General features: G+C 32.6%; 21 protein-coding genes. 7 read left to right on the top strand and 14 right to left on the bottom strand.

Annotated elements, in window-relative coordinates:
- The first annotated feature begins 43 nt into the window (after window positions 1-43).
- The gene (gene aguA / locus ISP02_RS00445) at window positions 44-1,138 is read left to right on the top strand and encodes an agmatine deiminase (RefSeq protein WP_195719676.1); all 1,095 of its coding nucleotides are present in this window, start codon (window positions 44-46) and stop codon (window positions 1,136-1,138) included.
- 222 nt (window positions 1,139-1,360) lie between these two features.
- Here aguA and ald read toward each other — a convergent pair whose 3' ends face one another.
- Both ald and rpoN read right to left on the bottom strand, forming a co-directional pair.
- On the bottom strand, window positions 1,361-2,476 hold the full coding sequence (gene ald, locus ISP02_RS00440) for an alanine dehydrogenase (protein ID WP_195719674.1): 1,116 nt from the start codon (window positions 2,474-2,476) through the stop codon (window positions 1,361-1,363).
- 82 nt (window positions 2,477-2,558) lie between these two features.
- Entirely contained in the window at window positions 2,559-3,851 is a 1,293-nt protein-coding gene (gene rpoN / locus ISP02_RS00435) for an RNA polymerase factor sigma-54 (protein ID WP_195719672.1), read from the bottom strand.
- Between the two features lie 322 nt (window positions 3,852-4,173).
- Between rpoN and ISP02_RS00430 the strand changes: the two genes are divergently transcribed.
- Window positions 4,174-6,279, top strand: a complete 2,106-nt coding sequence (locus ISP02_RS00430; RefSeq protein WP_208455757.1) for a glycoside hydrolase family 31 protein — start codon at window positions 4,174-4,176, stop codon at window positions 6,277-6,279.
- Between the two features lie 176 nt (window positions 6,280-6,455).
- Here the strand turns inward: ISP02_RS00430 and ISP02_RS00425 are convergent, their stop codons facing one another.
- The 7 genes from ISP02_RS00425 to ISP02_RS00395 form a co-directional block, all read right to left on the bottom strand.
- On the bottom strand, window positions 6,456-7,751 hold the full coding sequence (locus tag ISP02_RS00425) for a TRAP transporter large permease (RefSeq protein ID WP_061854007.1): 1,296 nt from the start codon (window positions 7,749-7,751) through the stop codon (window positions 6,456-6,458).
- Window positions 7,748-8,242 carry a TRAP transporter small permease gene (locus tag ISP02_RS00420; protein WP_061854008.1) on the bottom strand — a complete coding sequence of 165 codons (495 nt, stop codon included), beginning with the start codon at window positions 8,240-8,242 and terminating at the stop codon, window positions 7,748-7,750. Before ISP02_RS00420 ends, ISP02_RS00425 begins: the two co-directional genes overlap by 4 nt.
- Window positions 8,217-9,251 (bottom strand): TRAP transporter substrate-binding protein, encoded by a 1,035-nt coding sequence (locus ISP02_RS00415; RefSeq protein ID WP_195719671.1) that lies wholly within the window; start codon window positions 9,249-9,251, stop codon window positions 8,217-8,219. Before ISP02_RS00415 ends, ISP02_RS00420 begins: the two co-directional genes overlap by 26 nt.
- 368 nt (window positions 9,252-9,619) lie before the next feature.
- Complete coding sequence (locus ISP02_RS12920; RefSeq protein WP_328805997.1) at window positions 9,620-9,877, bottom strand: PTS sugar transporter subunit IIA; 258 nt, start codon at window positions 9,875-9,877, stop codon at window positions 9,620-9,622.
- Window positions 9,878-10,022: 145 nt separating this feature from the next.
- Window positions 10,023-10,502 (bottom strand): glutathione peroxidase, encoded by a 480-nt coding sequence (locus ISP02_RS00405; RefSeq protein ID WP_061854011.1) that lies wholly within the window; start codon window positions 10,500-10,502, stop codon window positions 10,023-10,025.
- Between the two features lie 15 nt (window positions 10,503-10,517).
- Complete coding sequence (locus ISP02_RS00400) at window positions 10,518-11,861, bottom strand: dihydrolipoyl dehydrogenase family protein (RefSeq protein ID WP_195719669.1); 1,344 nt, start codon at window positions 11,859-11,861, stop codon at window positions 10,518-10,520.
- Window positions 11,848-12,306 (bottom strand): MarR family winged helix-turn-helix transcriptional regulator, encoded by a 459-nt coding sequence (locus ISP02_RS00395; protein WP_195719667.1) that lies wholly within the window; start codon window positions 12,304-12,306, stop codon window positions 11,848-11,850. The genes ISP02_RS00400 and ISP02_RS00395 overlap by 14 nt, the downstream gene beginning before the upstream one ends.
- Window positions 12,307-12,502: 196 nt before the next feature.
- Between ISP02_RS00395 and ISP02_RS00390 the strand changes: the two genes are divergently transcribed.
- Window positions 12,503-13,435: an alpha/beta hydrolase family protein gene (locus ISP02_RS00390; RefSeq protein WP_195719665.1), complete on the top strand. Its 933-nt coding sequence runs from the start codon at window positions 12,503-12,505 to the stop codon at window positions 13,433-13,435.
- A gap of 89 nt (window positions 13,436-13,524) precedes the next feature.
- Here ISP02_RS00390 and ISP02_RS00385 read toward each other — a convergent pair whose 3' ends face one another.
- Together ISP02_RS00385 and ISP02_RS00380 are read right to left on the bottom strand one after the other, a co-directional pair.
- Entirely contained in the window at window positions 13,525-14,703 is a 1,179-nt protein-coding gene (locus ISP02_RS00385; protein WP_195719664.1) for an MFS transporter, read from the bottom strand.
- 271 nt (window positions 14,704-14,974) lie between these two features.
- Complete coding sequence (locus ISP02_RS00380; RefSeq protein WP_195719662.1) at window positions 14,975-15,676, bottom strand: alpha/beta hydrolase; 702 nt, start codon at window positions 15,674-15,676, stop codon at window positions 14,975-14,977.
- 119 nt (window positions 15,677-15,795) lie between these two features.
- Here ISP02_RS00380 and ISP02_RS00375 point away from each other — a divergent pair, with 119 nt between their 5' ends.
- Window positions 15,796-16,719: an ABC transporter substrate-binding protein gene (locus ISP02_RS00375; protein ID WP_195719660.1), complete on the top strand. Its 924-nt coding sequence runs from the start codon at window positions 15,796-15,798 to the stop codon at window positions 16,717-16,719.
- A gap of 160 nt (window positions 16,720-16,879) precedes the next feature.
- Here ISP02_RS00375 and ISP02_RS00370 read toward each other — a convergent pair whose 3' ends face one another.
- Complete coding sequence (locus ISP02_RS00370) at window positions 16,880-17,107, bottom strand: hypothetical protein (RefSeq protein ID WP_195719658.1); 228 nt, start codon at window positions 17,105-17,107, stop codon at window positions 16,880-16,882.
- 320 nt (window positions 17,108-17,427) lie between these two features.
- Between ISP02_RS00370 and isaB the strand changes: the two genes are divergently transcribed.
- Complete coding sequence (isaB, locus tag ISP02_RS00365) at window positions 17,428-18,012, top strand: immunodominant staphylococcal antigen IsaB family protein (RefSeq protein ID WP_195719657.1); 585 nt, start codon at window positions 17,428-17,430, stop codon at window positions 18,010-18,012.
- 362 nt (window positions 18,013-18,374) lie between these two features.
- Here the strand turns inward: isaB and nfsA are convergent, their stop codons facing one another.
- A complete protein-coding gene (nfsA, locus tag ISP02_RS00360; RefSeq protein WP_195719655.1) occupies window positions 18,375-19,115 on the bottom strand; it encodes an oxygen-insensitive NADPH nitroreductase in 741 nt (246 codons plus the stop codon).
- A 130-nt stretch (window positions 19,116-19,245) separates the two neighbouring features.
- Here nfsA and ISP02_RS00355 point away from each other — a divergent pair, with 130 nt between their 5' ends.
- Window positions 19,246-19,611 (top strand): winged helix-turn-helix transcriptional regulator, encoded by a 366-nt coding sequence (locus ISP02_RS00355; protein ID WP_195719653.1) that lies wholly within the window; start codon window positions 19,246-19,248, stop codon window positions 19,609-19,611.
- Between the two features lie 166 nt (window positions 19,612-19,777).
- The gene (locus ISP02_RS00350) at window positions 19,778-20,500 is read left to right on the top strand and encodes an NADPH-dependent F420 reductase (RefSeq protein WP_195719651.1); all 723 of its coding nucleotides are present in this window, start codon (window positions 19,778-19,780) and stop codon (window positions 20,498-20,500) included.
- A 674-nt stretch (window positions 20,501-21,174) separates the two neighbouring features.
- Here the strand turns inward: ISP02_RS00350 and ISP02_RS00345 are convergent.
- Window positions 21,175-22,785: a BCCT family transporter gene (locus ISP02_RS00345; protein ID WP_195719649.1), complete on the bottom strand. Its 1,611-nt coding sequence runs from the start codon at window positions 22,783-22,785 to the stop codon at window positions 21,175-21,177.
- Window positions 22,786-22,909: the final 124 nt, after the last annotated feature.

The following is a 22,909-nucleotide window of genomic DNA, read 5'->3' as shown; positions in this document are numbered from 1 at the left end:
TGGTACGAATTTTGCATTATGTTAATTGTAAAGGAGGAATATTATGTCACTTATAAATGATACATTACCTATGCAAGACGGTTACAGAATGCCAGGTGAGTATGAACCTCACGCCCAAACTTGGATGTTGTGGCCACAAAGAACAGATACTTGGCGAGCAGGTGCCAAACCAGCACAAAAAGCATTTACTGAGGTAGCTACTGCAATTTCACAATTTGAACCAGTTACGGTTTGTGTAAACCGAGAACAATATGAAGATGCAAGAAATAGATTACCTGATTCAGTACGTGTCATAGAAATATCTTCTAATGATGCATGGATGCGAGATATCGGCCCAACCTTTTTAAAAAATGAACAAGGCATTGTACGAGGTATTAATTGGTCATTTAATGCTTGGGGAGGTATTGATGAAGGTCTTTATTTCCCTTGGGACCAAGACAAATTACTAAAAAATAAAATTTTTGAATTAACTAATGTTGATGGATATGATGCAAGACACATCGTGTTAGAAGGTGGTTCTATTTGTGTAGATGGTGATGGCACGGTTATTACAACTGAACAATGTATTCTTAACAATAATAGAAATCCTACAATTTCAAAAAGTCATATGGAAATGCAATTAAGTAATTATCTCAACGTTGAGAAAGTCATATGGATAGAAAATGGTTTAGTCGACGACGAGACAGATGGCCATATTGATGAGGTACTATTCTATGTTAAACCCGGAGAAGTAGCTATGGGATGGACAGAAGATGTGAATCATCCACAATACAAATTAATCCAATCGGTATATGAACAACTCCAAGACGTTACCGATGCTAAAGGTCGAACTTTAAAAATTCACAAATTACCTATGCCAGAACAAATAACACTATCATCGGAAGAAAGTGATGAACTTGATTTAAGTGATTCGAGTTTTAAACGCTCAGAAGAAACACTCTTTATCGCAACTTACGTGAATTGTTATATATGTAATAATGGCGTGATTATACCTAAATTTAATGATCTGCAAGACGATATAGCATATACGACATTCCAAGAATTGTTTCCTGACCGTAAAATAGTCCAAGTATACACACGAGAAATTTCTGTTGGCGGTGGGAATATTCACTGCATTACCCAACAACAGCCTAAATAATATATCCATTGCGCATTATTAAATATCTTTTAAACACTTTTGTTTTAATTAGCAAAAGTGTTTTTTATGTCTATCAAAATTAAAACCACTCAAATACTATTTGAGTGGTTGCTTTAAGTCCAACAGAATTAATTATCAATCTCGAAATAAATAGGGGAAGATTAATTAAATTAAGTTTTAACGTTATTTTGTGGGGTTACGTTAACTTATAAATATTGGTAGTTATACTAATTCTGTATTGTAAGCGTAATATTCTTTGTTTAGCGCGCTTGCAACTTCATGATTCATAATGTTTCCATTATAAGTATTCAATCCCAACGCTAACTCATTATTACTTTTCATAACTTTTTCAACGCCTTTATTAGCGATTTGTAATGCATAAGGTAAGGTAGCATTATTTAAAGCAATCGTTGATGTACGAGGCACTGCGCCAGGCATATTAGCTACAGCGTAATGTACAACCCCATGCTTTTTATACGTTGGATTGTCATGTGTCGAAATTCTATCAGTTGTTTCAAATATACCGCCTTGGTCAATCGCAATATCTACAATGACGGCACCATCTCTCATTGATTTAACCATTTCTTCTGTAACAAGCTTTGGTGCTTTTGCGCCAGGAATCAATACGGCACCTATCACTAAGTCGCTATTTTTTACACATTCTTCAATATTTAAAGGATTAGACATAATCGTATGGACACGACCATTAAATAAATCTTCTAACTGCTGAAGTCGTTTAGGGTTAACATCTAAAATAGTAACATCAGCACCTAAACCAAGTGCGATTTTTGCAGCGTTAGTACCAGCTTGACCGCCACCAATAATAGTAACTTGCCCTTTAGATACTCCAGGCACGCCACCTAATAAAATCCCCATACCGCCTTTGTACTTTTGTAAAAACTCTGCACCAATTTGTGTCGACATGCGTCCCGCCACTTCACTCATTGGCGTTAATAACGGTAATGAACGGTCTGGTAATTGAACTGTTTCATAAGCAATACTCGTTACTTTATTTTCTTGTAATGCTTCAGTCAATTTTGGTTCGTTTGCTAAATGTAAGTAAGTGAACAATATTAAATCCTTTCTAAAATATTGAAACTCTTCTACTAATGGTTCTTTAACTTTCATCACCATATCAACATTCCACGCTTCTACCTGCGAATTAACAATTTGAGCGCCAGCCTTTTCATAATCTACATCTTCAAAATATGAACCAAAACCCGCAGCCGTTTCAACAACTACACTATGTCCTTGTTCGACTAACGCATGCACACCACTTGGTGACAAACTCACTCTGTTCTCGTTGTTCTTAATTTCTTTAACGATTCCGATTTCCATAATTATACCTCCTGTTATTTGACCTTACACTTACTAACATGCAAGAAGCGTGCCAAATAATATAAACGAGATAAAATTATTTTTACCGTTCCTTTTTACGATCAGTCGAGCTAGCAATTCTCATCGCTTTTCTATATTTCGTAACAGTTCGACGTGATATTTCAATTCCATTCTGCTCTCTTAATGTAGTCGAAAGTGCATTGTCTGACAGTGGTTCCGACTTATTCTCATCTTTAATATAGTTATTAATTAAACTTTTAACATTGATAGATGAGACATTATCTCCCATACCTGTACTTAGTTTAGAGGTAAACAAATCTGCCATATAAAACGTGCCTGCTGGCGATTGAATAACTTTATTTTTTATTGTTCTACTTATAGTAGAAACATTCATATCAATATCACTAGCAATAGATTCAAGTGTCATTGGTTTTATCATGTTTCTTTTTTTATCAAATAAGTCTTGTTGATACATTAATATGGATTTCGTAACATTCATTAGTGTTTCTTGCCTTTTTTCAAGACTATGTGTCAGCCATAAATAGTTTTTGTAATGTTGTTTAATGTATGATTTTAATTCCTTATTTTGATCTTCCAATGATAGATAATATTCATTCACTTCAACATTAGGTATACATGATTCATTCAAGCGTACGTTGAACCCTTTTTTATGCTTTTCTATAATGACATCAGGAAATAATTGTAAATACTCCGAACTCACGCGTTCATATGCAAATGGCTTAATTTTAAGTTTCTTTGCCATTTCAATAAATGTAGATAATTCTGTTTTAGACAGTTTAAATTGTAGGGCAATTTTCTCCCAATCGCCATTTGCTATTTCTTTAACTGAATGTTGTACTATTTTTCGAATCTGCGCTGATTCGTTTCTGACTTGCAATTGTAGACATTCTTTTAGACTTCTCGCACCTACACCCTGTGGTCCAAAATTTTGTAACAATAAAATATATTCGTCTAACTCATAGTCTTTAATATTGCATTCACGAGCTAAAGCGTCATCATCCACATTTAAGAAACCGCTTTCATTTAAATTTAAAATAATTTTAACTAAAATTACTTTATCCCTCTGTATACAATCAGCTACTTTAATCTCCCTTAATAGTTCATCCCAAATTAAATGATCTTCATTTGGCAAGCTTTCAATATAATCATTGTCATTATCATTTTTATACTTAGTCGTATTTATTTTTGCATTATCATACTTTTTATCTTCTATTTCAATCAAGGGATTTTCTAATGCCTCTTCTTGTATAAATTCTTTTAACTCCATTACTGAATATTGTAGTAGTGATATTGACTGGCTAAGTTGTTGCGTCATTGATATTGTTGTCTTTTGATTTTGAAATATATCTAGCATCAAAAACATCACCCCATTAAATTTACTATTATTTTCTATAATTAAATAACAATAGATTCTTTTTACGCGATTATAAAATAATTTAAAATAAAACTCCATATTTTATATAATTTGTATTGACGAATACTGTTTAAATTCAAGATTAGTGGTGCCATTATTTTTTATTAATATTCACTATTTATTAACCATTTCGACTACAATTTCATAGGTTTTATACATCACACAATTTATAAAATAACTATCCAATTGTTTTGCAATTTTACACATAAAACTATATGCTGTAAAAATAACAACGTTTTCATTTTTCTGAGGAGGCTCGCAAATGACTCATAAAATTGCACATTTAGTTAACGCACATACCGTCGAAATAAAACATCCGGTCAAAAAATGTTTTTATATTATTCGTGTATTAGAAAATACTATTATCAACGTAAAAATAAGTAAAAACGCTCGTATAACGCTACCTACTTATACTATTACGCCTTATGACACTGTTTTACCATACGAAGGTTTATCAAGATATCATACACATGGTTTTGCATTATCCAAATTTACTGTCGATGAAAACGACGAGGACATAACTATTAAGACGACTCAATTAAAATTAGTAATAAATAAACAACGTTTGAAATTTTATTGGTTTCAAAAAGATGCTAAGGATATATTCCAACCTTTATTTAATGATCGTCAAACTCAAGCTTATCATTTCGACATTTCCGATAACCATTCTACATGCCATTATATTTCCAGGGAAATAGATGAAAAATACTTTGGCCTAGGTGAAAAGTCGGGCACAGTAAATAAACACGGCGAACGCTATCGCATGTTAAATATTGACGCTATGGGTTATAGCGCCAAAAATACTGACCCTTTATATAAACATATTCCTTTTTATATTACTTATAAGCCATCAAATGAAATGACGTATGGTCTTTATTACGATGATTATCAACGCTCAACATTTGATTTAGGGAAAGAACTAGACAATTATCATGGCTATTATCGTTATTATGAAACGGAAGCAACTTTCTTAGACTATTATGTTATAGGTGGCTCTACTATAAAGGACGTAACACAAAAGTTCAGTCAAATAACAGGTCGCCCAACTGTTTTTCCTAGCTGGAGCGCTTCATACTCAGGTTCAACGATGCAGTATACTGACGAACCACGTTCTCAGTCACGTTTATCTCACTTTCTAAATGATTGTAAAAAACACGATATTAATGTACGTTCATTTCATTTATCATCAGGCTATACATCCATAGACGATAAGCGGTATGTCTTTAATTGGAATTATGACAAGTTTCCTAATCCTCAAGCATTTGGTAAGGCATTTACCGATAATAAGGTGGAAGTGGTAGCAAACATTAAGCCATCACTTATGTTAAATCATCCCCTACTTGACGAAGTCTTGGAGTTTGACGGTTTTATAAAAGATGAACATGGCGACCCTCTTAAAATTCAATTTTGGGATGATGAAGGCTATTACTTAGACTTTACTAATCCTCAAACGATTGCATGGTGGCAACATCAAATCAAAACAAAATTAATCGACAACCACATTCATTGCACGTGGAATGACAATAATGAATTTGAAATTTGGGATTCACACGCGCAAGTTTATGGCTTTAATAGCGGTCATACTAACTTCAATGACTATAGAGCAATCATGCCATTATTAATGTCTATGGCATCTAGGGAGATTCAAATTAAAGAAACTGACACCACTACTCCTTATATCATTAGTCGTTCCGGTTGTGCAGGTATGTCTAAATACGTGCAAACTTGGACCGGTGATAACAATACGAGCTGGGAATCTTTAAAATATAATAATTATATGGCTCAAGGATTAAGCTTATCGGGAGTACATAACTTTGGTCATGATATCGGAGGCTTTTCCGGACCCAAACCTGATCCTGAACTATTTTTACGTTGGGTACAAAATGGTATATTTTATCCTCGTTTTTCAATACATTCTTGGAATAGCGATCAAACGGTAAATGAACCTTGGATGCATCCTGAAGTGCTCGAAGATGTTAAAGCAGCAATGCATCTTCATGAACGCTTAATTCCTTATTTTGACCAATTACAACAAGAGAGTCATCATGATTTTATGCCTATTGTACGACCAACGTTTTTAGAGTTTGAACGAGACACTCAGACATTAGAAGATTACGACACATGGATGTTAGGTTCGAAGATGTTAGTTTCACCAGTAGTAGAACCGGGACAATCAACTAAAACAATCTACTTACCACAAAACAATAAAGGTTGGGTTAATTTCTTTACACAAGAAAGTTATGAAGGTGGTCAATATATCTCCTTAGATATTGAACTTGACACTATCCCTATCTTCATTCAAAAAAATAGTCAAATTCCTATGTATGACGATAAATTAGAGCATGAAAAATTAATATCTTTTAATTAAACAATGGGGGGCGGGGCAAAAATCTTATTTTTATAAGAAGATTTTGTAGTCCCGACCCAACAAAGATGACTAGAGTTGGAAAAAGCTTGATACAAGCGCATTTTCAATTCAATCATCTACTGCTCATATAAAAGTGAGTCTGAAGACAATATTAAGCCTCAGACTCACTTTTTTTATTATAATCCTAATAATTTTGGTAAAAATAATGATAATTGCGGTATAAAGGTAATGACAAGTAATAAAATGATAAGTATAGCAAAATAAGGTAATAAATATTTAAATACTGATTCTACCCTGACTTCTCCAACACTAGCCCCCACAAACAACGCACTTCCCACTGGTGGCGTAATATTACCTATACATAAGTTAAAGGCTATAATAATTCCAAAATGAATAGGATCTAAGCCTATAGCTTCAGATATTGGTAAAAAAATCGGAGTAAAAATTAATACTGCTGGCGTAATATCCATAAAAGTTCCAATTATTAATAAAATAACATTCATTAATAGTAATAACAGAATTGGATTATCAGTTAACGAAATAATACTTTTAGATATTGCTTCAGGTAAACCTGTATAACTCATAACGAGTGAAAATAATGCCGAAGCAGTAATTAAAAATAAAATCATCCCTGTAATTTCTGCAGTTTCTTTAATTATACTTGGTATATTTTTAATTTTTAAACTTTTATAAATGAGCGACAATACTGTTGCATATAATACAGCTACTGCTGCTCCTTCTGTTGCTGTAAACACGCCAACTACAATCCCACCTATTACTATGACAATTAGTAATAAGCTTGGAATAGCATCTAAAAATAAAAATATTTTATCTTTCCATGCAATCTTTTCAGATCCTTTATAGCCATGTTTTTTAGCCATAAAAAATGCAACAATCATACAGCAAATGCCCCATAAAATACCTGGAATATATCCTGCAATAAATAGTGCCGCTATAGATGTCCCACCACTAACTAGAGAATACACTATTAGTAAAGAACTTGGAGGTATTAATAAACCTGATGGTGCAGAAGCGATATTTGCAGCGGCAGAATATTCTTTTTTATAGCCTTGTGCTTTTTCCATAGGCCCCATGATACGACCCATGGCAGCCGCAGCGGCAACACTTGAACCAGATATTGAACCGAATAACATGTTCCCAACAGTGTTTGTATGTGCCAGCGAACCAGGCAATCGTCCTACCAAGACTTTTGCAAAGTTAACTAATCTAAATGCTATACCACCATTATTCATAATGATACCAGCTAACACAAACAATGGAATTGCTAACATTGTAAAATCATCTATCCCTGTAACCATACGTTGTGCTGCTGTCGCAATGGTTACATCAAAAGGTAATATCAATAATAATGTAATTATAGAACTTAAAATAATAGAAATAGCTATCGGTAATCCATAAAACAAAAATACAAAGAAACTAATAAATAATACTAAACCTGCCACTAACGTCATGATGTAGTCCCCCCATCATCCATATTATCTAATTCGCTTTTATCCAATAAGTTGTAGATAGAATAAAAAATTATAAATATTCCAGATACTGGGAGTGCGCCATACATACTTGCCATCGACAACCCTGTAGATGGTGCGTATTGTGTCCACGTCAGTTTTACTACTTCATAACCGCCGTAAATCATCAATACTAGCGCAATAATTATAATTAAAATATCAGTGATTTTTTCCATTATTAACTGTACTTTTTTAGGTAAAATTTCTCTAAAAAATAAAATGGCAATATGTTTTTTAACTCCGAAAACATAACTAGCACTAAGCAGCGCAAACCAAATCAAAAGAAATCGTACAATTTCTTCACTAACTGTACTTGGTGTATTAAAAATAAAACGTGAGACCACTTGATAAATAGACAATAAAACCATTATAAATAATGCAATACCAGCTAATGTAAGTAATACTTTATCAATGCTTTGTTTTACTTTTTTCATATTTCTTTTCCTCCTTTTGAATTAAGTCATAATATTTTTTAGTTTTTGGATCTTTAGCAAACTCTTTACGTAACGGTTTGGATGCATTTTTGAACGATGATTTATCTACTTTATGGAATTTCACTCCCATATCTTTTTTAGCAACTTCCTTTGCATGTTTAACTTCTTTGTCCCATAAAACTTCATGCTTTTTAGTTGAATCAGCCGCCGCTTCAGCAAGCCATTTTTGCTGTTGCTTTGTAAGATCATTGTAAGTATCCTTATTCATAATTAAGACATCGGGAACGTAAGCATGTTCTGTATAAGAATAGTTTTTCGCTATCTCCCCATGATTATTGGTTGTGAGTGCGGTTTCATTGTTTTCAGCAGCATCTATAACACCCGACTGCATCGCAGTGTATACCTCACCAAAATCCATAGGCGTTGGTGTACCACCCAATGATTTAATTAGCTTAACGCTCGTTTTACTTGGTTGAACGCGTGTTTTAACTCCTTTTAAATCTTTACTATTTTTGATAGCTTTGTCTTTGGTATAAATATTACGAGCGCCGGCATCATAATATGTAATTCCTAAAAATCCATTATCAAAAGTACTATGGAAAAATGCATTTTGGACTTTTTTCTCTTTCATTAAATGACGATAATTGTCTTGTGAATTAAATAAATATGGTGCGTTAAATAAAGAATACGAAGGTGAAAAACTTTCAAGTGCACCCGCAGATACTTTGGTCATTTGTATAGCATTTGTTTGTGTCATTTCTATTGCTTCACGCTCACTACCCAATTGGCCATTAGGGTATATTTTCACTTTAATTTGACCATGAGATTTTTTTTCCAATTCCTTTTTAAAGATTTCAAGCGACTTATGTACAGGATGCTCTGTTGGTTGATTATGAGCTAAAACTATCTCCTTTGGTTTTTCTTGTGCTTTGATCTGTGAGTTAAACGCAAAACTAAACATACCCCAAATAATGAATGCGCTTACAAAAATACTTAAAATTTTGGCCATATAATCCCCTCCATTTAATCTTCGCCAATAACTAACTATTTATGCATAATAAAATTTTAATCACTTAAACGAATAACAACGTTGTTATTCGTGCTCAAAAAAATATATCCCTTATTTATTATTGTAAATTTAATTTATGTCTAAATCAATAGTTATATTATTACACTAATATAATTATTAAATATTTATCGTTAATTTATAATTAATTATATTTAATAAACTATAAGTAGCCAGCCTCTCAATTAAGGCTGACCACTATTTTGGTAATAATAACCAACTAACTATTTCTACTCATTTAAAAAATTTCAACTGCTACTTATTCTAGTTTATTCGTCTTCATCATCGATATGATTGAGCATGTCATTAACTTATACGATACCTTCTCGTGCTCTAACATGAAAATCTTTCGGTTGTTCATGCACAATACTGCTTATATAACTAATGACCATTGGTAGGTTCATCCCTGTATATAATTTAAAGTTTTGTCCTTCCTTAAGCAATTGTGACATTACATTTGACGGCGTCCCACCCAGTAAATCTACAAAGACTGTTATGTTATCATCTTTATTTACTATATCGTTATACTTTTGTTTGATGTCAGCTTCGCCTTCTTCTAGTAATGGCACAGTGAAAACTTGTGGTTATGGTCCGAGTATCATTTCTAAACTATCTTTAATTCCATTGCAAAATTGGCCGTAGCTGACTAAAATTAATTTGTCCACATCGCATAACTCCTTTGCTGCTATCCCTTTTAACTTGAAAAAAGACTATTTACAATAAATCTTGAATTAATTTTTCAGCCTTTTTAGGACTATCTTTAGGGGCAAGTCTTTTTACTACATTACCTTCTCGATCGATAACAAATTTCGTAAAGTTCCATTTAATTTTTTTACCATATAAACTTGATGCTTCATTTTTTAGTAGTGTAAATAATGGACTTTCGTCTTTACCATTTACGTCAATTTTAGCATGTATTGGAAAAGTTACACCAAAGTTAATTTTGCATGTTTCTGAGATTTGGTCGTCTGTACCAGGTTCTTGATTGGCAAATTGATTACACGGAAATCCTAGAATAATAAGTCCTTGATCTTTATATTTTTGATAAAGCTCTTCTAATTCTTCAAATTGACCACTCAATCCACATTTTGTAGCAGTATTTACAACTATTATTACCTTACCTTTATAGTCATTTAAATAATAAGTGCTACCATCTTTGTTAGCAACTTGTATATCATAAATATTATTAGTCATTATATAGCGCTCCTTTTATAACATTGCTAATTTCAATTGATCTATCACACCACTAGATGAACCAGGGAATGCAAAAATCATTTGATTTAAATCTTGAGCCGTCAATTTTTGATTCACAATGAAAGTTAGTAAATTGACTAAATCCGGTGCATCATCGGCATAAATTGCAGCTCCTACTAATTGTTTATTACTATTCAACACGATAGTCATTTCCGCTTCAGTTTCATTTTTATATTCAAACACCATTTGTTTACCAAAAGGAATATCTTTCACTTTATAATCGTCGCTCTTGTTCGCTTCATCTATAGAAACCCCAATATTACTCAATCTTGGTAGTGTATATAAGACTGAAGGTATTGCGGGATAACTAATAGGATTGTCATTCATACCTAAAATATGTGCAGCGATATAGTTAGATTCAAATGTTGCAGTAGGTGTTAATTTAGGAATTGCTTTATCTAATACATCACCACTAGCATAAATATTAGGGATATTTGTACGTAAATATTCATCTACCTGTACGCCTCGATTAGTAAAATTAACGCCAGCCTCTTCAAGTCCAATACCGTGTACATTTGGTCTACGTCCAGTAGCGTCTAGCACATAGTCAGTGGTAATCTCTAATCCTGATTCTGTTGCTACTGTATAACGATCACCTTGCTCTTTAATCGCAGTAGTATTTTCATTCATATGGAATTGAACGCCTTCTGCAGCCAATTTATCCATTAATTTAGCAACATGTGCTGAATAAAAACCTTTGAGCGGCTCATCGTCAACATGAATCATATGCGTTTCTACGCCAGATTTAATAGTTATACTAGCAAATTCAATACTAATAATGCCTACACCTATAAATGTGATACTATTTGGCATTTGATCTAATGATAAGAAATCTCTACTATCATGCGTATATTCAGATCCTTCAATATCTAACTTATTGCTGTGTTGGCCTGTCGCAATAACTATGTTTTCGCCGTAATATTGTTCACCGTTTACTACGAGATGATGCTCATCTACTAATCTTCCTGCCCCTTCAATAATATCTATACTTTGTTGTTCAAATAAACCTTTCAAAGTATTTGCCATAGGGTCAATGATTTTATGTTTATAAGACATAAGGTTTTCCCAATTCACTGATAATGCTTCAGTATTAATTATGTTGGGATAGTGTGAAGCTTGCTCTAACACTTCATACGGATTTTCTAATAAAATTTTGGCATTACAACCATAATTCGTACATGTACCTGCTATACGATCTTTTTCAACGATAGCTACTGATTTACCTGCTTGGTTTAAAGTTAATGCGCTATGCCAAGCAGCATGTCCACTACCTAAAAATACGACATCATATTGTTTCATTTGAATCATCCTTTGTAATAGTTTTCAACGTTTCTTCTAAATTATCCATAATATTTTTAGCTTTTATATATTCATCTACGTCAAATTGTGAAGAAATACATTTAGAAATAGCTTTATGCACTTCTTCTTGCTGGTCTATACCTTTCGTAGTTAAAGTTACAATAAGTTGTCGTTTATCATTTTCAGCTCTAGTTCTTTGAATCCAGCCTGTTTGTTCTAATCTTTTAAGTAATGGCGTTAAAGTGTTACTCGCTAGATCTAATTTTTTACCAATTGCCCACAGCGTTTGATCATTTTCCTCCCACAACGTCAGTAAAACAAGGTATTGAGAAAATGTTAAACCAAATTTTTTTAATTGTTGTTCATAAAATTTGCTAAATAATCTATTAACATTGTAAGCAGAAAAACATAACTGATTAGCCAATTTCATTTCTTCATCAATCAAAATAACCCCTCCTCTTCTAGTCCAACTTTAATCAATCGCGCGCGATTAATCAACCAAATGAACTTATGAGTATTTCAAAGCAATAATCTTTAATTGTAAGTTTGAAAGATTTAAAATGTAGCTTACTTATTATAGTGAACGGCAGTAAATTACTATGTAGCTATATTAAAAGATAGGAAAGGAAGTTTTGTTAATTATGTTAGACGTTAAGCTAAATGAAGCACAACCGATTATTTCAATGAAGTATATAATGTTATCTAGACCAGAGCGTGGAGAAGATTTATCTATAAAAGTTTCTGCGCCATCAACTGGAGAAGATTTGCCTGTTATTCTTTTCGCACATGGCTTTGGTTCCTCTCAAGATGGTTATGAACCTTTAGCAGACTTTTGGGCAGCTCATGGTTTTATCGTAATTCAACCTACTTTTCTAGATTCTAAGAGGATTCATCTAAGTGATGACGATCCAAGAATACAATCTTTATGGCGTATTAGAGTAGATGACATGAAACATATACTCGATAATCTCGATTATATTGAATCTCTCGTTCCTGGATTGCAAGGGCGCATAGATTATCATCGCATTGTGACAGCAGGCCATTCATTCGGTGGACAAACTGCGGGAAATTTACTTGGCCTACAAGTAATGGATCCAGTGACCTATGCAAGTGAAAATTTATCAGATTCAAGAGTGCAAGGAGGCGTTCTTCTTGCTACGGCCGGTGAAGGTGGCGACAAGTTAACTCAATTTGCCGTCGATAATTTTTCTTTCTTAAATCCTAACTTCAAGTATATGAATAAGCCTACACTTGTTATTGCAGGTGACGCAGACCATTCACCACTAACTGTTGAAGGACCTGAATGGATGACTGAGCCATATTATAAAAGCCCTGGAAGCAAAAGCTTGTTGAATTTATACGATGCAGAATATTCACTTGGAGGTATACCTGGTTATGATATGAAAGAAACAACAGATGACAACCCACAAAGAGTTGAATTAATTCAATACGCTACATGGGCTTACTTCCGCTACGTGCTTAATATAGAATCTGCGAGTTGGTTAGCACTTTGTGACCAATTTAATAATAGCAACAATGACTTAGGTGTTATTATTTCTAAAAACGATAACTAATAAAAGATTAAAAATAGCCTTTAAATGATTCCCGATTAGAATTCATTGAAAGGCTATAATTTTAATAATTGTGATTTATATTCACTTGTTTAGCTGTTGGCTTGATGATCACTTGGCATCAACATCGATATTATGACAGATACCATGCCTATGAGCGCTATAATTAGGAACTCTAAAAAGTAACTAGATAATCGAGCCACATAGATCATTAAAATAGGCGCAATTGCAGTACCTAAAAATAATATCACTGTATTAACAGATAGAAAAAAGCCGTGGTTATTTTTAGCAACTAGCCCAACCTTAGAAATGACAGTAGGAATTGAAAAGGCTATTCCGGCTACAAAAGTCACACTAAAAATAGTAATCATAATAATATTGTGGAAAGTTCCCATTAAAACTAATGATACGACACATGTTATTAGGGCTAATGTTAACGTACGCTTTAATCCTAAGCGTCCGCTTATGCGTCCTGCTAATAACGATAAGAACATCCCAATGACCCCAAATACTTTTATGAGTGAAGCAGTAGACATATTACCACCAATTTGTTCAGAAGTAATATATGAATTCAAAATCGTGTACATACTAATAAACATAGTTAGCAAAGTAAATGAAATAAACAAACAATATAGTACGTTAAAATTATTACTAAAATCTTTAAAATTACCAAAAAACTTACTTAACTGTAACTGTCGATTTTGATGTGGACTTTCTGGTACAAACTTATATATAAGTACCACTAATACTAAATATAAAATTGTTAAAATGAAATATACCCAATGCCAATTGAGTTGGCTAACAATGATTTCACTTAAATTTTGACCTAATACGCCCGATAGCATAAAACTAGTACTAATAAAACTAATAGCGGTAATACGTTTAACCGGCGGGTAGGTTTCAGTTGTATATGTTATGGCAACCGGAGAAAATGTCGCGGCGAAAACACCTTGTACAGCTCTCATAATAATGAGTAAGGTAAATGAATGAACAAAACCAATTATAAGACAGATAACCACAAGGCCACTAATGCCAACCAAAATAGTTTTGACACGGCCAAACTTCTCAGAAATTGTGCCATAAAATAAACAACTTAAAGAATAAGTTATCGAAAAAATAACACCATTCAAGGTTGCAATCTCTTTAGGAACATGAAAGTCATCAGCAAAAGCAGCAGTTAGTGGTAAAGCAGTGTACAAACTAGCCATCACTATAATACCCGAAATAAACATAATTGTAGTGATGAGATTATAATTTTTGCTATTTTCCATACTTATTCATACTCCCTTCAAATTTTTAGTCAACGTTTCTATTATGCCAGTTAACTAATAAAGACTAAAGGGTATTTTACAACTAAATTTAGAATGATTTAAATTCATAATTTTCTAATTTTTCAGCATGTATCTTGCCATTAATATATTTTTCAAATATGCGTAGATTATAACCTACTACCACATTCTAATTTTTTAAATTAACTAAATTAAAAATACACCGCTAACGATTAAAGTGGCTTAATCGTTAGCGGTGCATTTAAACATATGGTTACCTAGGATAAATAAATTTTAATGCTTTGTTAAAATATTTTTTGAAGAAACGGTGCCTATGAATCCCTCGTCTTGAGGTTTGAAATTGAAAGCGCGAATTTTCATTTTTCAAACTATGCTCTAAAATTTTTACGCCTTCTAAACTATTAGGTACCATTTCTTTAATTCTTAATGTATGTTTAATACCTTCTTTCAAACCGACATACCAGTATACATTAACTTGGCGTTGTATGGGTTGGCGTTCTTGCATAAAATCAATAAAATATGGATACCATAACGACGGAGAAATTAATATATAGGTGCCAAAATTCTCTGGCATTGTATATAATGCGTAGAGAGAAACTAACGCCCCATAAGAAGCACCTGCAATTCCGATATCCTTATTATCAGTCGACACTCTATATTTATCTCTTAATAAAGGGATTAATGTTTCTGTTAGCCATGTTAAATAATAGTCTGCCTGTCCGCCGTTTACTTCGTTTCCTATTTGAGTCTGCCAAGGTGTAAAATCATTAGACCTATCTGCAGATTCAATACCTACAAAAATAAGATCTTTTTTGATGGATTTAAATAAGTAGTCTCCATCTTGTACACACAACAACGAATAATCTCGATTGCTACTTTTAAAATAACTTTTTGGTAATTTGACCGAAATGGTATAGCCATTCACTTGAAATCTATCTATATATTTATTCAACATTATTCCCCTTTACAACAAAATCTTTTTCATCCACCTTAATTCATAATATAAACTTGTAAGTGCTTTCCATTATGCTATAATTGATAATGATAATCAATACCAATAGAGAGAGGTAAAAAATGAAAAAATTTTTAGTCTTATTATTAATTTTGTTTGTTATTTTAGCAGCTTGTGGTAACAAAGATAATGACGATAACAAAAACTCAGATAAATCATCTACTAATAAATCAACTAAGACGTTCACGCAAAATGATGGTACTAAGGTTAAAATTCCTAAAAATCCTAAACGCATCGTCGTTTTACATCCTACATATATAGGCGCACTAATTAAATTTAATCATAAACCAGTAGGTGTTATAGATTTTGTAAAACAAAATAAAACCTTAGATAAGGCAACTAAAGGCATTAAAAGAGTTGGCCAAAAAGATATGGAACAAATTACCCAAACAAAACCAGACTTGATTATAACGACCAAAGAGGATAAAAACATTAAAAAGCTAAAAAAAGTAGCGCCAACAGTTCAATTTGATGCTAAAAAGACAAGCTATAAAGAAACAACGATTCAATTGGGAGAAATTGTTAATGAAAAAGCTAAAGCTAAAAAATGGGTAAAAGATTGGGATCATAAGATGACTCAAGACAAAGAAAATCTAGGCCATAAAATCAAAGGCAAAACTGTTACCGCTGTTCAATCAACACCAAAAGGCTTAATAGCTTTTGGTAAAAGTCTAGGCCGTGGCACTGAAATTGTTTATGATGGTTACGATATGCGTATGCCTAAAGCATTAGAACCCAAGGTGCATAATGCTTATAATGCACAAATTTCACAAGAAGATTTATCAACTTATACTGGCGATTACATTATTTTAGCAACTAATGGAGAACGGCCACCCTTTACAAAAACTAATAATTGGAAAAATTTAAATGCCGTTAAAAAAGGACATGTCATTACCCTAGATGCTTCAGATACATCTTATAACGACCCTATTTCTTTAGAAAAACAAAGAAAAATCTTATTACATCAATTAAATAATATAGAATAACGCTAAACGCTCAATAAACAAAATATACTTATACTTTTAGGTGATGTTATTTAATTCCGATAAAATCTTATATTTTATTAAAAGCATCTTTGTACATAATAACTTATGCATAAAGATGCTTTTTATTTTTTCTGAATTATGGTTATAGCACTTAGACTATTTAGTGATTCAATAGATAAAAATAATCATAAATTTTAAACGCAAACGTGTCACTATTTATGATACCAATATGATTACCACTATCATATAAATCCATAATGTGACTGGCTAATTTTTTAGAAGTGCTATATTTCTCTGAAACCTCATCATAATTTGTATCAGTAGTATCAAAATAACGATTTAAGAATTTAGATTTTGTTGCTGCAGGAGCGTTAACTTTCGCACGCATTTTAACGCCTTAATCTCTCAATTGAATATCTATACCTTCTGTATAATTGGCAACATAATATTTAGTTGCAGAGTATGTTAACGCTAAAGTACTAAAATTCAACTAATAAATTCTACAAATTGCTGAAGAAGCAATCATTTCAAAATCGCTTTTAATATATAAATCATGTTATATCGTTAGTCTACTTATATAACCTAATTAATTTTATCGAAATTAATTTTTCAAATCACACTATTTAGTTGCAATTAAACAAATTTGGTGTATGATGAAAGTGAATTATTACACTTGAAATTAGCGATAAATATGAGGAGTGATTTATTATGAATAAAGTAGGAAAATTGTTCTCAGCAACTCTCGTAGTATCAACGCTAGTCTTAGGTTCCTCAGCAGCTTATATTTCAACAAATAGTTCTCCAGTCCAAGCAGCACAGCAAGTACAAAAATGGGGTCATGGTGAAGGTGGTTCAAGTGGTGTCAACACTGAAAGCAATGCTAAATTAAAAGCCGAAACACCATGGTACAACTATGAAGGCTATACAACATACGACCCTTCATTTACGCAAGACTATAACTTCGTCCGCGCATTAAAGTATGATAATGTGTCTATCGATGGTTACAAGGTAGACCCAAAAGCAACAGCAGAATATGATCACTCTAAAAAAGTTTATGATACTACCGTAGACTTTAATGGAGATAATAAAGTCGTCTCAATCACGTTCTTAACAAAACCAGACTCAGTATCAAAAGCAACATTTAAAAAAGCACATACCTCTAACAAAATTGTTGACGAAGGCAAACTAGGCAATAAGGATGGAACATTCGTCAAATACGCGACAAATGCAGGTTCGTACACAGCTTTCTTTGACAAAAACGATAATTTAATGGAAGTTACAATAGGTCAATAAAACTGTAAATCTCACACTAAAAAGTATCTAAATAAGCAACAATGAGGTTGGACATAAACACCCAACCTCAAAACAAAAGAGCTAATCCGTAAAGGGTTAGCTCTCTTTGCATTCAAAATCTAACATGACTCAACTTACACTACCAATGGCAATTTCTATATTATACCAATAGAAATTGCCTTTTATTCTTTAGTCAGAAATATTTATATCCCAAACTCTTGGTTTTATAAATACTTCATTGCTTTCTTGATACAGTATTTTTACACTCTCAATAAAACAACTACTCGTTCTCTTTTTACCTATTATAGTAGTATGATAATTAATTACGTCGTATCTCGATATGCTACTTATTAGAATGCCACTTATTTTTTTGCATACCCTTGTGTGTTTAAGTGCGTAAGCATATTAGGTAAGATACTTCTTTCTAAGTGATCTTGAATGTGGTCACTCCATCCTTTAACATTTCTTACAGTGAAAGGTGCTCTGACAGGTCTGCCTTCATAGTATTTTTTCATTTCTTCATCGTATTCTTTAATATCACTTACATTAAATGGTTCATATTTATCTGTATGCATCACTATAGACTGAGGTAATCTTGGTTTAGTTGGATTTTTTTCTTGAGCAGGATAGCCTATACATAACCCCATGACAGGCGTGACGTATTCAGGCAAGTCTAATACTTCTGTAAGTTCCTCTATATTAATACGTACAGCACCGATATAAACACCACCTAGACCCATAGATTCTGCTGCAATTAAAGCATTTTGCGCCATAAGACCCGCATCAACAGTTCCAATTTGTAAAAATTCTGTGTAAGTGAGATCCACGTCAGGAGCAATTTGGTGATTTCTATTGAAATCTGAACAGAAAATCCAAAACTCTGATGCTTCTGTAATATACGGCTGGTCAGCACAAAGTTCTTGGATTTTTTCCCGTGTCTCTTTATCAGAAATTCTAATAATTGAAACAGCTTGTAACAAACTAAATGAAGAGGCTTGGTTAGCTGATTTAAATATATCCGTTACTTGTTCTTCAGATAATGGTTTGTTTTCAAATTTTCTTACCGAACTATGATTTTGTAATAACGAAATTGTCTCATTCATATTTTTTCCTTCTTTCGTTTTTTTAAATTTTGATATATAGTATATTAAAGTCATTAAGCCTTTTTGAGAAGAAGGCAATTAAATAAGTTATAGTATCAAAAAATGTACCTTTGTACAATGGAGGGGTTTTATGGTTAAAATTTGTAATTACGGATTTGATGAAGATGTTATAGAGGAACATAGAGATATTTATGGTATAGCATATACACAAAATATTTTGTCAGGACGCTATAAAAATTTAATCATATGGTATCTAAAAGAAAATGATAGACGCTATAATCAAATTAAAAAATTTCTTACTAGTATTTCTCAAGGATCTCTAACAAAACAATTAAGAGAATTAGAAGAAGACGGTGTTATAAATAGAAATGTATATGCTGAAGTACCTCCCAAAGTTGTTTATAGTTTAACTGAAAAAGGAAAAGCATTACTACCTATCATAGATATGATGGAAAATTTCGGCAAAAAACATGGACAACAGGCAAAAAAACAATAGCATTAACTATAAGAAAAAGTGTTTAGCATTTAGGATGAACTATTAGGTTAAAATGTTTAAGTACTAAAATTAGTACCTAGTCTAATATTATTGCCCTCTTTTAAAAATGAAATATCTCTTTTAGTATTAAAAATCAATGCATGATCAAAATTAAGGAGATGTTATTATGAAATTCGGCATTGTAGGCGCAGGGCCTATTGGATCAACATTATCTCATAAGTTACATGACAGTGGGCATAAAGTGAAAGTTGCAGATGTTCGTTCTGTTAAACATTTGAAAGATAAAAATATTAGTGGTCAAGCAGTTGAATTACAAAATATTGTAGAAGATATTGATATATTAATACTTTCTATTCCTACCGATGTAATGCCAAAACTCAGTCATATAATATCTAATATACCAAAAGATATTATCGTTGTTGATACTTCTAATTATTATCCATTTAGAGATAATAAAATTGAAGCAATCGAGGATGGCACACCGGAAAGTATATGGGTATCACAACAACTAGGCAGAGATGTGGTCAAAGCATTTAATAATCAGTTGGCATACACACTAGCTAATAAAGGCACTCCACAAGACAGCGAAAATCGTATAGCTATGGCAGTGGCAGGTAATGATATTAAAGAAAAAGAAATAATAATGAATATTGTAAGTGAGGTTGGTTTTGATACTATAGATAGTGGTGAATTGAAAGATTCATGGAAACAACAACCGGGCACGCCAGCTTATTGTACTGAGTTAACTAAAGAAGATTTAAAAATAGCTTTAGCAAACGCTAATAAAGAAGAGGCTCCATCACTTAGAGATAAAGTCATAGAAAACTTTTCTTCTGAATTTACGCATGATGATGTAGTAAACCTTAATAGAAAAATCTATAATGCCTAAGTAATAATAAAAAGCAACGTACAGTCCGAAAATGTGTGTTGCTTTCCCCATTTATAAGATCAAATTATTCTCACATACCAAATAAAATAACAACCTTCTTTTTTAAACAATTAAATATCATCTTATTGCTACTGATTTTGACTTTGAAAATGCTAGGACAATAAATACAAAGAGAGCCAATCCGTAAAGGGAGCAGCTCTCTTTGTATTTAAAATCTTACGGTTTTGAACGTATATGCTTGCTTGAGATATGGTTCAAGTCATAAACAAAGCTAAACGGGACTATGTTTTGTCTTAATGACACTGAATATAAGTAAGGTAACAGCTCAACGAGCTACAAAAGTGCATTAAAGAAAAAGCTAATTTCTATATTATCCAATAGAAATTAGCTTTTATTCTTTAGTCAGAACTATTTATGTCCCTGACCCTTTTATATTTCGACTTGTATTCGCTTTAGTATTCTAAACAATATCAATAAATTTTAAAAACTTCGAAAATATTTTCATATTAACATTTCATAACCAATTATTTTGTCTTTAATTTTAAAACCTTTATTACCCACCAAATACGTTTAGATTTCAGAGAAATACTACCCTTATTATCGTATTGACTCAAGTATGGCAAATGGTGAAAGGAATATACTATTTGGATTTGTTTATGGAACTAAACTTTAACTTAATCTTTATTTTTATCATTTCCGGTATATTTTAATATTTGATTTGGTACTAGAAATTTGAAAACTGCATTTTTTTCTTTCACTTTAATAATACCCTGCTCTTTAGCTAATTTATGAGCTATGGCTGGGGCAGTCCAAATAACTGGTAACATAATAATTGATATGGGTACTGCCGTGATAATAATAAACGACTGAATTGCATCAATACTTCCTTGTCCAATATTGATGAGAATTACGGAAATAGCACCCATTACCGCTACCCAAAATACTCTTATTATTTTCGGAGGATCGCCTTGTCCCGTTACTGACATAGATATTGAATACGACATTGTATCTGCCGTAGTAATAACGAATATTAACGTTAATAACAGCAACGCGATTACGACTAAGCTACCTAAAGGCAGATGATTAGCTATCGAAATGACAGCTGCTGGCAAACCATTCTCTTCTAAAGGATGACTGATAGTCCCAGCCTGATGACGTTCATAAAACAGACCACTGCCACCTAAAATAGTAAACCAAATTTGAGAAACTAATCCCGCTAAAATTGAAACTAAGATAAAAATTTCTCTTATTGTTCTTCCTCTGGAAACACGTGCTACTAACATGCCCATCAATGGTCCATAACCTATAAACCAACCAAAGAAAAACAACATCCATGCTCCGGCCCATTTATTGTCGCCTCTAAAAGTACTAATACTAATAAAGTGTGTAATATAAGTACCATATGAAGACATAAAAGTATGTAATATGAATATGCCTGGTCCTATCAAGATAATAAATGCAGCTACACCAAGCGCTAGCCACACGTTCAATTTACTTAAAAATTGTATCCCTTTATCTATACCAGTTACAGCAGAGAATGTTACTACCACAATTAAACCAACAACCGATACTACTTGCGTGATAATGTTGTCAGGAACTCCAAAAATACTATGTAACCAGTAACTAAATTGAAAACCAAAGAAACCTATTGTGCCTATCGTTCCAGCTACTGCGCCTAAAATACAAAATATATCTATCACAGAACCCAAACCATTACGCTCAAGTTTTTTACCAAAAATCGGATACAACAATGTTCTCGGTAAAATTTTCATCCCTTTATTGTAATGGGCATACATGATTATAATACCACTTACAGCACCATACACTGCCCACGCTGTATAACCCCATGAAGTGAAACTTTGAGCCATTGCTGCCGGTATTGCTTCGACGCTCTTATTTTTTATACTTGCATCCATTGTGGGAGGCACATCAATAAAATAATACATAGGCTCAGCTGCTGCCCAAAAAATTGCACCCGCTCCCAAACCAGAAGTAATAATGATTGCTGCCCATTTAAAATAGCCCATTTCTGGTTTAGATATATTGCCTAATCTAACACGACCATATTTTGTAATGGATAAAAATAATCCTACCGCAAATGTAACTAATAACAAAAATTGCCAGAAAGCACCGAAATACGTTATAGAATAATGAAATCCTTGTTGAATAAAATGTGAAGTGGCCTTAGTAAATAATGATGACATAACTACGAATATGATAAGTACGCCACCACTTATGATAAATACTGGCCAATCTAGCTTGTCTTTCAACTTTCTGTGAATCATTTTGACACCTCAAATATTCCTTTATAATTTAATTACTTATGCATATTGTTCCTATTTTCCTCCTAAACCTCAGTAAATCATGTAAACCAGTATATACTAATTACATCGTTTTTAAATGGTAAAT

The organism is Staphylococcus durrellii (assembly GCF_015594545.1).
GTDB lineage: Bacteria > Bacillota > Bacilli > Staphylococcales > Staphylococcaceae > Staphylococcus > Staphylococcus durrellii.
This window is presented reverse-complemented; position numbering and strand designations above follow the sequence as displayed.

Excerpts from the sequence above, each read along its gene's own strand:
- ISP02_RS00350 (WP_195719651.1), top strand. The coding sequence starts at position 19,778 with ATGAAATTCGGCATTGTAGGCGCAGGGCCTATTGGATCAACATTATCT.
- ISP02_RS00390 (WP_195719665.1), top strand. The coding sequence starts at position 12,503 with ATGTTAGACGTTAAGCTAAATGAAGCACAACCGATTATTTCAATGAAG.
- ISP02_RS00375 (WP_195719660.1), top strand. The coding sequence starts at position 15,796 with ATGAAAAAATTTTTAGTCTTATTATTAATTTTGTTTGTTATTTTAGCA.
- isaB (WP_195719657.1), top strand. The coding sequence starts at position 17,428 with ATGAATAAAGTAGGAAAATTGTTCTCAGCAACTCTCGTAGTATCAACG.
- ISP02_RS00415 (WP_195719671.1), bottom strand. The coding sequence starts at position 9,251 with ATGGCCAAAATTTTAAGTATTTTTGTAAGCGCATTCATTATTTGGGGT.
- nfsA (WP_195719655.1), bottom strand. The coding sequence starts at position 19,115 with ATGAATGAGACAATTTCGTTATTACAAAATCATAGTTCGGTAAGAAAA.
- ISP02_RS00370 (WP_195719658.1), bottom strand. The coding sequence starts at position 17,107 with ATGCGTGCGAAAGTTAACGCTCCTGCAGCAACAAAATCTAAATTCTTA.
- aguA (WP_195719676.1), top strand. The coding sequence starts at position 44 with ATGTCACTTATAAATGATACATTACCTATGCAAGACGGTTACAGAATG.
- ISP02_RS00405 (WP_061854011.1), bottom strand. The coding sequence starts at position 10,502 with ATGACTAATAATATTTATGATATACAAGTTGCTAACAAAGATGGTAGC.
- ISP02_RS00400 (WP_195719669.1), bottom strand. The coding sequence starts at position 11,861 with ATGAAACAATATGATGTCGTATTTTTAGGTAGTGGACATGCTGCTTGG.
- ald (WP_195719674.1), bottom strand. The coding sequence starts at position 2,476 with ATGGAAATCGGAATCGTTAAAGAAATTAAGAACAACGAGAACAGAGTG.
- ISP02_RS00355 (WP_195719653.1), top strand. The coding sequence starts at position 19,246 with ATGGTTAAAATTTGTAATTACGGATTTGATGAAGATGTTATAGAGGAA.
- ISP02_RS00430 (WP_208455757.1), top strand. The coding sequence starts at position 4,174 with ATGACTCATAAAATTGCACATTTAGTTAACGCACATACCGTCGAAATA.
- ISP02_RS00380 (WP_195719662.1), bottom strand. The coding sequence starts at position 15,676 with ATGTTGAATAAATATATAGATAGATTTCAAGTGAATGGCTATACCATT.
- ISP02_RS00385 (WP_195719664.1), bottom strand. The coding sequence starts at position 14,703 with ATGGAAAATAGCAAAAATTATAATCTCATCACTACAATTATGTTTATT.
- rpoN (WP_195719672.1), bottom strand. The coding sequence starts at position 3,851 with ATGCTAGATATATTTCAAAATCAAAAGACAACAATATCAATGACGCAA.
- ISP02_RS00425 (WP_061854007.1), bottom strand. The coding sequence starts at position 7,751 with ATGACGTTAGTGGCAGGTTTAGTATTATTTATTAGTTTCTTTGTATTT.
- ISP02_RS00345 (WP_195719649.1), bottom strand. The coding sequence starts at position 22,785 with ATGATTCACAGAAAGTTGAAAGACAAGCTAGATTGGCCAGTATTTATC.
- ISP02_RS00420 (WP_061854008.1), bottom strand. The coding sequence starts at position 8,242 with ATGAAAAAAGTAAAACAAAGCATTGATAAAGTATTACTTACATTAGCT.